Annotated in this window: 11 protein-coding genes; 4 read left to right on the plus strand and 7 right to left on the minus strand. The window is 41.2% G+C overall.

The annotated features are described in order from the left end of the window. The first annotated feature begins 59 nt into the window (after positions 1-59). Genes nagA through M2353_RS16640 form a run of 3 tightly spaced genes read left to right on the plus strand, consistent with a single transcriptional unit; the run spans position 60 to position 2719 of the window. On the plus strand, positions 60-1250 hold the full coding sequence (nagA, locus tag M2353_RS16630; protein WP_203143705.1) for an N-acetylglucosamine-6-phosphate deacetylase: 1191 nt from the start codon (positions 60-62) through the stop codon (positions 1248-1250). Then, entirely contained in the window at positions 1250-1975 is a 726-nt protein-coding gene (nagB, locus tag M2353_RS16635; protein ID WP_284725748.1) for a glucosamine-6-phosphate deaminase, read from the plus strand. Before nagA ends, nagB begins: the two co-directional genes overlap by 1 nt. Before the next feature lie 18 nt (positions 1976-1993). After that, positions 1994-2719, plus strand: coding sequence for a GntR family transcriptional regulator (locus tag M2353_RS16640; RefSeq protein WP_041507821.1), 726 nt, complete (start codon positions 1994-1996; stop codon positions 2717-2719). A 26-nt stretch (positions 2720-2745) separates the two neighbouring features. On the opposite strand, the gene M2353_RS16645 is transcribed toward M2353_RS16640, so the two are convergent. The 5 genes from M2353_RS16645 to M2353_RS16665 form a co-directional block, all read right to left on the minus strand. Further along, positions 2746-6600, minus strand: coding sequence for a lamin tail domain-containing metallophosphoesterase family protein (locus M2353_RS16645; protein ID WP_284725749.1), 3855 nt, complete (start codon positions 6598-6600; stop codon positions 2746-2748). A 94-nt stretch (positions 6601-6694) separates the two neighbouring features. After that, the gene (locus tag M2353_RS16650) at positions 6695-7081 is read right to left on the minus strand and encodes a phage holin family protein (RefSeq protein ID WP_007500042.1); all 387 of its coding nucleotides are present in this window, start codon (positions 7079-7081) and stop codon (positions 6695-6697) included. Further along, positions 7082-7276: a PspC domain-containing protein gene (locus tag M2353_RS16655; RefSeq protein WP_008348183.1), complete on the minus strand. Its 195-nt coding sequence runs from the start codon at positions 7274-7276 to the stop codon at positions 7082-7084. 6 nt (positions 7277-7282) lie between these two features. After that, the gene (locus M2353_RS16660; protein ID WP_007500040.1) at positions 7283-8374 is read right to left on the minus strand and encodes a DUF4097 family beta strand repeat-containing protein; all 1092 of its coding nucleotides are present in this window, start codon (positions 8372-8374) and stop codon (positions 7283-7285) included. An 11-nt stretch (positions 8375-8385) separates the two neighbouring features. Next, on the minus strand, positions 8386-8721 hold the full coding sequence (locus M2353_RS16665; RefSeq protein ID WP_008348186.1) for a hypothetical protein: 336 nt from the start codon (positions 8719-8721) through the stop codon (positions 8386-8388). Between the two features lie 197 nt (positions 8722-8918). Here M2353_RS16665 and M2353_RS16670 point away from each other — a divergent pair, with 197 nt between their 5' ends. Beyond that, positions 8919-9149 carry a hypothetical protein gene (locus M2353_RS16670; protein WP_008348188.1) on the plus strand — a complete coding sequence of 77 codons (231 nt, stop codon included), beginning with the start codon at positions 8919-8921 and terminating at the stop codon, positions 9147-9149. A gap of 231 nt (positions 9150-9380) precedes the next feature. Here the strand turns inward: M2353_RS16670 and uvrA are convergent, their stop codons facing one another. Both uvrA and uvrB read right to left on the minus strand, forming a co-directional pair. Continuing rightward, positions 9381-12257, minus strand: a complete 2877-nt coding sequence (gene uvrA, locus M2353_RS16675; RefSeq protein WP_284725750.1) for an excinuclease ABC subunit UvrA — start codon at positions 12255-12257, stop codon at positions 9381-9383. 7 nt (positions 12258-12264) lie between these two features. Beyond that, positions 12265-14250: an excinuclease ABC subunit UvrB gene (gene uvrB / locus M2353_RS16680; RefSeq protein ID WP_058336968.1), complete on the minus strand. Its 1986-nt coding sequence runs from the start codon at positions 14248-14250 to the stop codon at positions 12265-12267. Between the last annotated feature and the right edge of the window lie 111 nt (positions 14251-14361).

Here is a 14361-nt window from a genome sequence, read left to right on the forward strand (position 1 = left end):
GACAACTATACTTAAAAAAGGTAAACTGAATCTAACGACGAGAATAAGGGGGCACAATCATGAGCAGTTCTTTATTGCTCTCCAATATTCATATTGTGACAAAGACAGAAATCATTGAAAACGGTTTTGTCGGTTTACGCGATGGCAAGATCGACTATATTTCAACATCACCGCCGACAGGAAATTATGAAAAAGTATATATTTCCCGGGAAAACTTTTATTTACTCCCCGGAATGATTGATATTCACATCCATGGGGGATATGGTGCAGATATGATGGATGCGACACCAGAAGCCATGAATACACTTGCTGATCACTTACCCGCAGAAGGAACGACAAGCTTTTTAGCAACAACCATTACACAAAATCATCAAGAGATTGAGCAAGCACTTAAAAATGTCGCACAGTGGAGACCCTATAATAAAAAGCAAGCTGGAAGTCAGGCACAATGTTTAGGCATTCATCTAGAAGGTCCTTTTATTTCTAAAGATAAAGCTGGAGCGCAGCCTGCTCAATGGATTACACAGGCTAACCTTCCTCTTTTTGAGAAATGGCTGAGTGCATCAGATCAGCTGATTCGAATTGTCACTTTTGCACCTGAGGAAGATACTGATTTTGCATTTCTTTCCCTGCTAAAAGAAAAAAATATCATTCCTTCTATTGGACATACAAATGCTCCTCATGACATGATTGAACTAGCAGCAAAGCACGGCGCGCGTCATGTCACGCATCTTTATAATGCGATGAGTTCATTTCAGCATCGTGAGCCAAATGTTGCAGGGGCTGCGCTTACAAACGAAAAGCTTTTGACTGAGCTGATTACAGATGGCATTCATTCACATCCTCTTTCCGTAAAGCTTGCGTATTTGGCAAAGGGTAGTGAACGTTTGATCATGATTACAGACTCAATGCGTGCAAAAGGACTTGGAGAGGGAACCTACGAATTTGGTGGGCAGACTGTGACAGTCAGCGGTGAAAAAGCATTGCTGGCAGATGGAACACTTGCAGGATCGATTTTACAAATGAAAGATGGGGTCAAACGTATGAGACAGATCACACAATGTGGATGGACAGAAATTGCTCAAATGACCTCAACAAATGCAGCCACTCAGCTCGGGATCGATCATCAGCTCGGTTCGATCGAAGTTGGAAAACTGGCAGACTTGGTCATTTGGAATGAAGCTGGCGAACTCATGATGACGATCTGCCATGGACAAATCGTTTATGAAAAAAAGGAGGCCACACACTGATGAACATCATCGAATTTGCAGATAAAGATCAATTAGGAAAAGCAGCTGCTGCTTTCATTGCACGTACCATTAAATCAAAAACAGATGCGGTTCTCGGTCTGGCAACTGGCGGTACACCAATTGACACTTATAAAGAGTTAATTCAGTTGCATCAAACAGAACAATTATCTTTCAAACAAGCAAGAACAGTGAATCTGGATGAGTACGTGGGAATTGATCAAAATCATGAAAATAGTTATATGACTTACATGAAGCGTCATTTATTTGACCATATTGATGTCCCATCAGATCAATATTTCCTCCCCAATGGTGCTGCTTCTCACTTGGAAGAAGAGTGCTTAAGATATGATCAGCTCATTGAAGATTTAGGGGGCATTGACCTTCAGCTACTTGGTATCGGACAAAATGGACATATCGGGTTTAATGAACCTGGTACTCCCTTTGACTCAAAGACGCATGTCGTCCAATTAGATGAACACACTCGCCAAGCCAATGCAAGATACTTTTCTTCTATTGATGAGGTGCCTACACATGCCATTACAATGGGAATTGCAAGCATTCTTTCAAGTAAAAAAATTCTCCTTCTCGCATCAGGAAAATCAAAAGCGGACGTGATACAATATTTAGAACGAACAGAGATTCACCCAGACTTCCCTGCATCTGCTCTGAAACTTCATGAAGATGTGACGATTTTTATTGATCGAGAAGCTGGTTCACTACGCTAAACACGAGAGGATTTTCACATGTTTATTGATAAGCAGTCACCTATCCCCATGTACCATCAGATTATGGAGAACTTGAAAAAGCAGATTGAGGATGGAACGTTAGCACCTGATACACTCATTCCTTCTGAAAGAGAATATGCCGAACGCTTTGGTATTAGCCGAATGACTGTCAGACAAGCCTTATCGAACCTTGTGAACGAAGGATATTTATACCGGCAAAAAGGAAAAGGAACATTTGTTAGCCGAAAGAAGTTTGAACAACCGCTTCAAGGCTTAACAAGCTTTACAGAAGATATGCGTCAACGTGGGCTCAAAGCTTCAAGTCAGTTGATTGATTTCAAAAAAGTCGCATGCCCAGAGCACTTGCTGCAATCATTACAGCTGTCGAACAGTGAAGATGTCTATGAATTAAAACGAATCCGCCTTGCAAACGATGAACCAATGGCTATTGAAACGAGTTATATTCCTGAAAAATTTGCTGGCGAGCTCACAAAGGACCATTTAACTGGATCTTTATATGAATATATAGAAGCGAACACAGGTCTAACCATTGCCCATGCCAAGCAGGAGCTTGAAGCCAATGTTGCTTCAAAGGAAGAAGCTAACGTGCTGTCTATTTCATTAGGGGACCCTGTTCTCTCCATTGCAAGAACAACTTATTTTCAAAATGACCTTCCATTCGAGTATGTCATGTCCGTTTATAGAGGGGATCGATACAAGCTCACTCACACAATGGAAAGATAAAACTGTGCTCCTGAAAGCACAGTTTTTTATTTCCTAAGAAATGTTGATTGATCATCATTTTTTGTATGAATTTTCCATATAGGCGAAATCGCTTTCCCTTCGAAACGGTCTTTTGCGACAGTGTACCAATAATATTCTTGATTTGGCTTTAACCCTTTCCATTCAAAGGTTGCTTTTTTACCACTTTTCACACCTTTGACTTCTCCAAGAAGAACGTTTGTGTAGACATTCAATTCAAAATAATTGGTTTTAACGGATTTCATTTTTGGTGTTAAATCGACATCAATTGAAAATTCATCTTGATCTCCATACGTTTTTGGATCATAAAAATGTTCTTGATTCAAGTAGGGTGAGTATGTGGTGAAATGAAGCTTATTTTTTTCTTGATCCGCAGTGATCAGCCGCATAAAACCTTGACCGCCTTCAGGACCTGACTGGTAATCTGCAAGGATTTGATATACTTTTCTGTCCACTTTTCCATCATGATCATCGTCAATCTCATCTACTTTTCGACTGGCTCCGTGGTAGTGGCCACTAAATACTGCGACAATATTCGGGTGACGCTTTACCACTTGATGGAAGATCAAACCTCCAATTGGGCTTCGATTGCCGCTCACTAACAAATACTCATGGAAATTTAAAATGACAATTCGATCTGGATGTTCAGAAATGACTCGATTTAACCAGTCAATCTCATTTTGCTTGATCCCCCAGCCCATATACACCATCATATAATCATTGCCACCAGCAGAGATAAGATCATAATGACCTCGATTGTTTTGATAGGATTCACCGTAATATGGCTTGTCTTCAAAGCGTTTCGCTCCAAAGTATCTCCCATATTCCCTATAATGGCCGTCTTTGTGTCTGACATCATGATTACCAGCTAATACACCGTAAGGAATCTGATGCTGATCTAACACACGCATAAATGTATCGGCACGATTCCATTGCTTATCCTTTGAATCATCCACAATATCACCTGTATGGAACACATATTGAATATTTAATGGGTCCCTTTGATCTCTGATCCACTCGACCATTTTTTTGAAGATATGAGGATAACTTCTGGCATAATATTGAGTATCAGACATCCACACCATCTTATAAGGTTTTAACGTCTGACTGATCTCATCTTGTACAAGCAAATCAAACGTTTGATTTTTCATATACTGTCTGACTGACAGCAGCCCTTTTAGGTAAAATTCCTTTTCATCCTTGGCAAAGTGATGAGTGATTTTATCCCACTTTTCTTGCTGATGATTCCAAGCGTACATCGTTACCTTTCTCCCTGATAATGAGCTTCCTTTCCATACAGCCTCGACAACATCCTTTTCACGTACATCGTGATGAACCTTGATTTGAAAGCGATGATAAGGAAAATGCTGTAGATCTTTCGTTTCCACTGATTTACCATCAGCAAATGCAATGCGATTTCTTTCTCGATCAGAAAAAATCATTTCCCCTGTTTCATTTAAATGTTTTGGCGGCTCTGTTTCCGCTGCATATTTGAAAATCTTCATGGACGGATGCAGCGATGTATATTGATAGGCACGGTAAAAGGAGTAATCTAACTGATCATTAGTAGGATCATTGGTTAGCACTGTTTGCTTAGATGATTCCTTTTTTGTCCTATCTGACACTCTCTCTGGCGTTTCAGGGTGTTCATGTACCGTCTTAAAAACCTTTTTCAAAGTTGATTTGTTTCCAGCGGCATCTTTTGCTTTTATCTTCAATGTGTGTTCTCCAGGTTCTAATTCGCTAGAGGACGTTTGATAAGGCAAAGAGATCGGTTTTCCATCTAAATATGCCTTCATCTCCGCTATGTCACTCCAACGATCCGTCACCTTTGCCTTTAACGTAAAGACGCCTTTATATTGGTCATTTGCCTGTATATTACTCTTGATTTTCGGACCCGTGTTATCGACTTTCACACGTACAGATTGAGATTCGTCTGCGGTTTTAGCCTGAACAACATGTACTCCTTCTTTCAGCCTTCTTGTATCCCACTGAATATAGCTTGAAGCATATGCTTGCTTCGGGATTAGAAACTGAAATGCTCTTACCTTCTTAGCGCTGCCACCATCGCCCATTTTCCATTCCTCATGCTGGCTCGCATTTAGAGGCAGAATTTGAGTTCCATTCGATAAAATCATCTGGACATTTTTCAATTCAAAATCATCGTGATTTTCTCCAGGAAATCGGTCAAACGGCGATGACTTCGTCCCAGCATGGAATGATATCGTTTGTGGACCTGCCTTTTCTAAATGTTTTTCTGGTATTGGTATCGTATAGGTGCGATACACTTTTGTCGAATCATCAAAAATGGAAAGTAAGTGCTTACCTATAGACACACCATTCTTAAAATATAAATTTGTCCCTTTGACATCAAATGCAAGATATGGATCTGCTTCAAGTGCAGGGAATACTTGTCGAATTGGTTTTCCATCTATCATTAATTTTATGCTTTTTTTCTGATCTGCTGTTGCTTTTAAGTGAAATACGCCAGAAACCGTATCTCCTTCTTCTACATTCAATCGAAGGCCGTGAGCTTTGCTTACTTGTTCCACATCAATTGTTTTTTTCATTGTCATTGCTTGATTTTCGCCGTCAGACGCTTCAATCTGATATTCCAATCGATCTTTACCGATGAGCTCAGGTGAATAAATAATATAGTGAAACAGCCGATCATTATGATCCTTTTGAAGCAGCACCTCTTTAAAATCTTCATGACGATTGGTTCGATATCGCAATTTGACCGTTTTGACGGACTGATCATCCTGCACATCTGCTTTCATTTCAATGCCTTCAGTTGGTTTTATCGGTTGATTGTCTGTCATATCTTCGATCACAGGTTTATGAACATCTTGTGATATTTCTTTTTTTTCAGTTGGAATTTGTGCTTTTAACACTTTTCCGGGTGTTGGCTCTTCCTCCACTTTCGAGATCAGCTTCATTTGTGTCGTACCATCCATTGGATACTTGAACAGTAACGATCTGTGCTCGCTAAACAATGAAGGCTTTAAACGATAGGATGCCGACGATACCTCTTCTCCTATATTTGTTGTGATAGAAACAAGGCGGGATTTAGAATTGGACAATCCTTTACTCTCAATGACCGATAGTTGCTCGCCCTCTTTTAAATGGCTTTTGTACATCGCATTAAAGTCCGCTACCGTTAAATGCTCCTGCCCTTTTTTTCTAAGCCAAAATACGTACGGCTTTCCAGGAGAAATGGTGATAGGACTTGTGTGAAATGAATATATATCATCCATCTCCACGCCTTGCGCTGGATTGCGATAGCGAAGCTGGTAATGTCGAAGTGAAATGGGTGCATGTGTTGTGTTATACACCTCGATGAATTCAAAAGCATCCTTGCCTTTGCGGTTTTTTGAATTCACGACGATTTCTGTCATCAATAGCTCAGGAATTTGTGAGAGATCCTCTTCAAATCCGTTTAAGTGAACTGCTTGTTCGGTTGTTTTGATGACAGACTTCTGCGTCAGGAATTCTGTATAGTAATGAACTGTTGGATTCCACAATTGATCTGTCGGGATTTTCGCTGTGAATTCTGGTTTCATCCCCGGCAATCGTTCCATTGGGATCAATCGATATCCTAGCTCATCACTCTGTTTATAGTACAAGTTTGCAGACAAAATTTGCTCTGACTGACTAATAGATGCCCTAAATTGAAGATCACGTTTTTTTCCTTGAACCGGACGGACATCTACTTGAAATTGATCAAAGATAAAAGGTGAAAAGGGCTTATTTCGTATGTTCACTTGTGTTTGTGTCAAAGATCCTGCTGAAGCAGGCTGACTGAAACAAAAAAGAATGCTCAAAAAAAACAAAAGAATGATTTGTCTGCTCACATTCACCATCGTGCACCGCCTCCCTTCGGATATTGTGTCTCCTGAAGACGGTTTTTATGACAGATGGAACGGGGAAACGATATAAATTCACACAAAAAAACCGTTAGCTTTTTTTCGCTAACGGTTCCACGATTCCTTTCTGTATGAGCAGATGGAAAATGGATAAAATGACAGCCATCCAAATGGCCGTTCCAAACCCATCAATGTTAAAACTATCTCCCATAAAGCTTGAGGTCATCATCAGTGTGATGGCATTAATGACAAAGAGGAACAATCCTAGTGAAAGTACTGTCACTGGCAGCGTTAAAATGATCAAAAACGGCTTCACTAAAATATTGAGCAAGGACAAAATAATACTTGCTACAATCGCTGCGCCAAAGCCTTCAATATACACACTACCAAGGCCTGGCAGAATGCCTGAATCAAAATATCCAGCAATGACGATTAAAAGTAATGCATTGACGAAAATACTAACGATCCATCTAAGCATTTAGTTAGTGCCTTCTTCCGGAACAACAAAATACCAGATGAAGTAGATCAAGAAGATCGGCATAAATGCTGTCATAAATCCGATGATCACCGTTAAAATACGAAGCAGGGATGCATCGACACTTAAGTATTCAGCAAGTCCACCGACAACACCCGCTATTTTTTTATCTGTCGCTGAACGATAAAGCTTCTTCATGTAGAATCACTCCTTGTCTGATTGGTGCTTTACTTGGATTGAGCCTGTTTTTGTTTCTGCAAAAATGGATATATTGTGCTCCGCCTGTTGATTGGCTTTGATCATTTTCTCTTTTTGCAGCGTTTCATTTTTCTCTTTAATCATATTTGCATCAAGCAGCTCATGAGAGATCGATCCGAGATTGCTTTTCAGCTCCGCAGTCACTGCACAAGCACGCGGAATCTGAACGTCCACACTGCCTGTTGTCGTTTTTGCATAGATCGAACGGCATTTCTCATCTGACAGCTGAACAGCAATGTTCCCATTGAAGCTCTGTGCATCAATTGATTCACTTTTCCCGCGCAGGTCAATGAGCCCATTAATGGTTTCTACTTCAATCATACCACACTCGTGATCAGCCAGTTTGATTTGTCCATTTGCTGTTTCAATTCCGACTTTTTCTGCTTGTAAAGAGGCAAAAGAGACGACGCCATTTGTTGTTTTTGCAGCCAGTTCTTTTGTCTTTAGCTTTTCCCCGCGAATCGGTCCATTAAACAGTTTGACTTTGATTTTATCGTATTGGATACGTGGTACATACAGGGTGACATTGACCTTCATGGTCTTCTTTTCAGTTCGGATAAAAAATTTGTCCCCTTCAAGCCCGCAATCCAAATGTTGAAGAAATTGCTGTCTTGCCTGCTCTCCATCCTCTGCACGGTAAATTTTCGCATGACACTCTGCCCGAACATCCCCATCATCCCAAGGCATCAAATTGAGACTGCCGTTTGCCAATTGAATATCTAAATGAGACAGTGCCGCGTCTTTGAATTGAAAAATGTGTTCAACGTCGACGGACTGTCCAAAGTTCAAATCAAGATCTACATCTTTGACCTTTTTCACCGCCGAATCTAACCATCCAAACAGCTTTGCACCGAGGTTTTCAGTACCAGTTCCTTTATTCTCTGTGCCAGCTTTTTCTTCATGAAAGGTATGATCAGCCGTTGATTTTTCTAGTGAAATGGACTGATTTTCTTCTAGTTTTTCAAGCAGCGTAATCGCTTCTTTTGCAGATAATGTCCCGTCTTCTACTAATTTTAAAATGCGTTCTTTTTCATTCATACAAAGCCCTCCTACGATTTGATGGATTGAAGCACTTTAATACCTTGAATGATATTCCAAATGACAGAGATCAAAAAGCCAATGGCGACTAAAAAGGACAAGATAAGTACGGTGAACACTGGAACGAGTGAGTCGCTTGCCTGTGTCGTCAATAAAAAGGGGATAGCTCCAAAAACCAGCAGCACACACGCTGCGACTGGCAAAACATGTGACCACAATGCACGCAGCGAATGCCGTTTCGTTTCCTTTTGATCCACTACAAAATATGCCACGATCGGTACAATAAACGGCATGAAAAATACACTAAAATAACAAATAGATGCAATGATCGACTGATCTCTGTTCATATATATTCGCTCCTTCATGATGAAAATTCCTTTCTAACTCATACGTTTATGGCGTATAAAAAGTTTCAAACTCATTCGATTTACATATGACCTTAGACACAAATTCTTTCTTTTTGCACCTAAGTGTAGATTCTTCATGGATTACCCTTTAAAATATGTTGAAAAGATGGTGATTATCATTATAGGGGGTAATTATTTTGACAGATCATCATAATGCTAACCACACGGCGCAAACGCTTTTAGACCTTATACAGAAACAGAAAAGCATGAACAGCGATATGATCAAGGAGCTAGAGGCCATTCATCCGTCTCATCCGAAGTATGGTGATATCCGTTATTTAAAAGTACTGCTCGATAGTAGCAGCACTCATATTTTAAAGGATTTAACGCACCTCAGTAACTTAATGCCAAAGGAAGATGTGCAATAAAAGGAAAACCCCTCTTTCGGAGGGGGTTCAGATTGTTGACAAAGGGCTAAAATGAACTTGATTTTAGCCCTTTGTCTTCTTTTCAGCGTGATAGAAAACCTTTGCAGCCCTAGGAAGGACGAGTACTGGCGCGGAGCGAATTTGACATTCGTGAGCACCGGCACGCAGGACTGACAAAGAATGCGAGGGTTTGTCTACACGCTGAAACCCCTCTTTCGGAGGGGTTTTCCTTTATGAGGATGTCACACTTTCTGTTTCTTTGACTAACTGTTTCATTCGCTCACGGTCACGCTCTAAAATCGGTTTTAAGTATCGACCGGTGTAAGAAGCTTCTTCTTTAGCAATGTGTTCAGGTGTTCCTGAAGCAATAATCGTTCCTCCACCAGCACCGCCTTCTGGTCCTAGATCAACAAGGTAATCGGCTGCCTTAATAATATCAAGGTTGTGCTCAATGACCAATACCGTATCCCCGTTTTCGACCAAGCGTTGGAGCACTTTTAACAACCTAGCAATATCATCCACATGAAGACCGGTTGTCGGTTCGTCTAAAATATACAAGGATCTTCCGTTTGAACGGCGGTGAAGCTCGGATGCCAATTTCACGCGCTGCGCCTCTCCACCAGACAATGTCGTGGCAGGCTGCCCAAGTGTAATGTATCCTAATCCAACATCAAAGATCGTTTGCAGCTTCCGCTTAATTTTCGGGATATTCTCGAAAAATTGAAGTGCGTCCTCTACCGTCATTTCAAGCACATCGGAAATATTTTTCCCTTTATACGTGACCTCTAACGTCTCGCGGTTATAACGTTTCCCGTGACACACTTCACAAGGCACATATACATCAGGTAAAAAGTGCATTTCAATTTTAATAATGCCATCTCCACGACATGCTTCGCAGCGTCCACCTTTCACGTTAAAGCTGAATCGCCCTTTTTTATAGCCTCGCACCTTCGCTTCATTGGTTTGCGCAAACACATCCCGCACGTCATCAAATACACCTGTATACGTAGCAGGATTGGATCTTGGTGTACGGCCAATTGGAGATTGATCAATATCAATGACTTTGTCTAAGTGATCCATTCCTTTGATTTCTTTGTGCTGTCCTGGCTTCGCTTTTGCTCTGTGCAGTTTTTGGGCAAGGGATTTCAATAAAATTTCATTCACAAGTGTACTTTTCCCTGATCCTGACACACCCGTCACAGCGGTAAAGACACCTAAAGGAAACTTCGCATTCACGTTTTTAAGGTTGTTTTCTTTTGCCCCTTTAATCTCAATGAAGCGGCCGTCAGGCTTTCGTCTCTCAATCGGAAGCGGGATGAATTTCTCACCAGATAAATATTGTCCAGTCAACGATTTTGCGTCCTTCATGACTTCTTCTGGCGTTCCAGCTGAAATCACTTCTCCTCCATGAACCCCTGCACCTGGTCCAATATCAATGAGATAATCAGCGGCAAGCATCGTATCTTCATCATGTTCTACGACAATCAGTGTGTTTCCGATATCACGCATGTTTTTCAATGTTCCAATCAATCGGTCATTATCCCGTTGATGCAGACCAATCGATGGTTCATCTAAAATATAAAGAACGCCTGTCAGTCTTGATCCGATTTGTGTCGCCAAACGAATCCGCTGCGCCTCCCCGCCTGATAATGTGCCAGCAGACCGGCTTAATGTCAGATAATCTAATCCGACATTATTTAAGAAGGATAAGCGCTCTTTGATTTCACGTAAAATGAGCTGGGCAATCTGCAAATCTTTCTCAGACAACTCAATTTTCTCATAGAAATCAAGGGCATCAGATACAGACAAATCGGTCATTTCTCCGATATGTTTGCCATTGATGAGAACCGCAAGTGTTTCTTTTTTCAGGCGATATCCTTTACAGGTCGGACATGGCTGATTGGCCATATATTTTTCCATCTGCTCCCGAATATAATCGGAGCTCGTTTCCTTGTAGCGCCGTTCAATGTTACGAAGCACACCTTCAAACTCGATTTCATTTTCACGGACCTGGCCAAAATCATTTTCATATTTAAAATAAATCAGCTCAGAGCCGCTACCATATAAAATTTTATCAAATAAATGCGCCGGAATATCTTTTACTGGAATATCCATGTCAATTCCATAGTGTGTACATACGGCCTCAAGAAGCTGCGGGTAATATTGTGAGCTTTGAGGCTCCCATGGGGCAATGGCATGCTGACGTAAAGTCAAATCCTTATTCGGAATCACAAGCTCTGGATCTACTTCTAGTTTAGAACCAAGCCCATCACAGCTTGAGCAGGCACCGAAAGGGCTATTAAACGAGAACATTCTTGGCTCAAGTTCCCCAATAGAGAATCCACAGTGCGGACAAGCATGATGCTCACTAAATAACAGCTCCTCTTGTCCAATCACATCAATCATCACACGACCTTCACCAAGTCGGAGTGCCGTTTCAAGAGAATCAGACAACCGTGCAGCCACACCTTCTTTCACGACAATTCGATCAATCACCACTTCAATGGAATGCTTTTTATTCTTTTCAAGCTCAATCTCTTCTGACAGGTCCTCCATCTCGCCATCAACTCTGACTCGAACGTAGCCCTGCTTCCGAATTTGATCAAGTACTTTCACGTGTGTTCCCTTACGTCCAGATACGATCGGCGCAAGCACTTGTAGTTTCGTTCGTTCTGGATACTCTAAAATACGGTCTGTCATTTGCTCAATCGTCTGTGATGTAATTTCGATCCCATGAATAGGACAAATCGGTTTTCCGACTCGAGCATATAATAGACGCAAGTAATCATAAATTTCTGTAACAGTCCCAACGGTTGATCGAGGGTTCCTGCTTGTCGTTTTCTGGTCAATACTAATCGCTGGAGAAAGCCCTTCAATCGCATCTACATCTGGTTTGTCCATTTGACCGAGAAATTGACGTGCATAGGCTGACAGTGATTCAACATACCTGCGCTGACCTTCTGCATAAATGGTATCGAAGGCAAGCGACGATTTTCCCGAACCAGATAAACCTGTAATGACCACTAGCTGATCGCGCGGGATATTGACATCAATATTTTTAAGGTTGTGGGCTCTTGCCCCTTTCACCTCTATTCGTTCCATAGCCATCTGGCATTCATCCTTCCGCTTTTAGCTCTAGCAATAGATCTCTTAATTCTGCTGCTTTTTCAAAATCAAGCGCTTTTGCTGCATCTTTCATTTCCATCTCGATGTTTTCGATCACTTTTTCTCGTTCTTTTTTGCTCATTTTTGACAACTTTGGTGCTGCTTTTGTTTCGTATTCTTCTGAATCCTCATGTACTTTTGTTGCCTTGATCACATCTCGAATCTTCTTATGGATCGTTTGCGGAGTGATACCAAATTTCTCATTATACGCTTCTTGCTGCTCACGTCTCCGCTTTGTTTCTTGTATGGCAATGTCCATTGATTTCGTCATATTGTCTGCATACATAATAACCCGGCCTTCTGCATTTCTTGCAGCACGGCCAATCGTCTGGATGAGGGATCTTTCTGAACGTAAAAAGCCTTCTTTATCCGCATCTAAAATCGCCACGAGCGACACCTCTGGAATATCCAAACCTTCTCGAAGAAGGTTGATCCCAACAAGCACATCATATTTTCCGAGACGTAAATCACGAATAATCTCAATCCGCTCTAGTGTCTTAATTTCTGAGTGCAGATAATTGACCTTGATTCCGATTTCTTTCAGATAATCTGTCAGATCCTCAGACATTTTCTTAGTTAAAGTCGTCACAAGCACACGCTCATTTTTCTCAACCCTTGCATGAATTTCCCCAATTAAGTCATCGATTTGTCCTTCAATTGGACGGACTTCAATGATTGGATCAAGCAAACCGGTTGGACGAATAATTTGTTCCACAACCTCTGGCGTTTTCTCAAGCTCGTATGGGCCAGGTGTTGCGGATACATGCACAATATGATTAATGTGTTTTTCAAACTCAGCAAATGTGAGTGGTCTATTATCAAGTGCTGACGGCAGACGGAATCCGTGATCAACAAGCACTTGTTTTCTTGCCTGGTCCCCATTGTACATGGCGCGAATTTGCGGGATGGTCACGTGTGACTCATCGACAACAATCATAAAATCATCCGGAAAATAATCAAGCAATGTGTAAGGTGTTGAACCAGGCGGACGTAAGGTGAGATGTCTTGAGTAGTTCTCAATCCCTGAACAAAAGCCCATCTCTCTCATCATCTCAAGGTCATACCTTGTCCGCTGCTCAAGACGCTGTGCTTCAAGCAGTTTTCCGTTTTCACGAAGCTTTTCCAACTGTTCCTCAAGCTCTTTTTCAATATTAATAATCGCTTTTTCCATCTTTTCTTCTCTTGTGACGAAGTGAGATGCTGGGAAAATAGCAACGTGGTCACGATCACCGAGAATTTCTCCAGTGAGAGCATCTACTTCACGAATACGTTCAATTTCATCACCGAAAAACTCCACTCTGATACAATGCTCATCTCGTGAAGCAGGAAAAATTTCAACGACGTCTCCTCGAACTCTGAAGGTTCCGCGCTGAAAATCTATATCATTACGAGAATACTGAATATCCACAAGCTTACGCAGCAGTTGATTTCGTTCAATTTCCATTTCAGTTCGTAAAGACAGCACAAGCTCTCTGTATTCTTCAGGAGAACCTAAGCCATAAATACAGGACACACTGGCAATGATGATGACATCTCTCCGCTCAAATAATGAGGATGTGGCGGAGTGCCTTAGCTTATCGATCTCATCATTAATGCTGGCATCCTTTTCAATAAATGTATCAGTTTGAGGCACATACGCCTCAGGCTGGTAATAATCATAATAACTCACAAAATATTCGACAGCATTATTCGGAAAGAATTCCTTAAACTCGCTGTATAATTGTCCGGCAAGTGTCTTGTTATGCGCAATGACAAGTGTTGGTTTGTTCACTTCTTTGATCAGGTTGGATACAGTAAAGGTCTTTCCCGTACCTGTAGCACCTAACAGCGTTTGATGCTGTTTCCCCTGATGGATGCCCTCCACAAGCTTTTCAATGGCTTTTGGCTGATCCCCTTGGGGCTGATAGTTAGAAACTAATTCAAAGCGGTCACTCACATCAAAGCCTCCGTTTCGTTACGAAATCTATCTAATGAATATATTATCATAAAAGAACACAAAAATACGAACTAAAGTTCGTGTCTGACTTGATTTTTATTTCCAATACAA

The sequence above is a fragment of the Bacillus aerius genome, assembly GCF_029894105.1.
Classification (GTDB): Bacteria; Bacillota; Bacilli; order Bacillales; family Bacillaceae; genus Bacillus; species Bacillus altitudinis.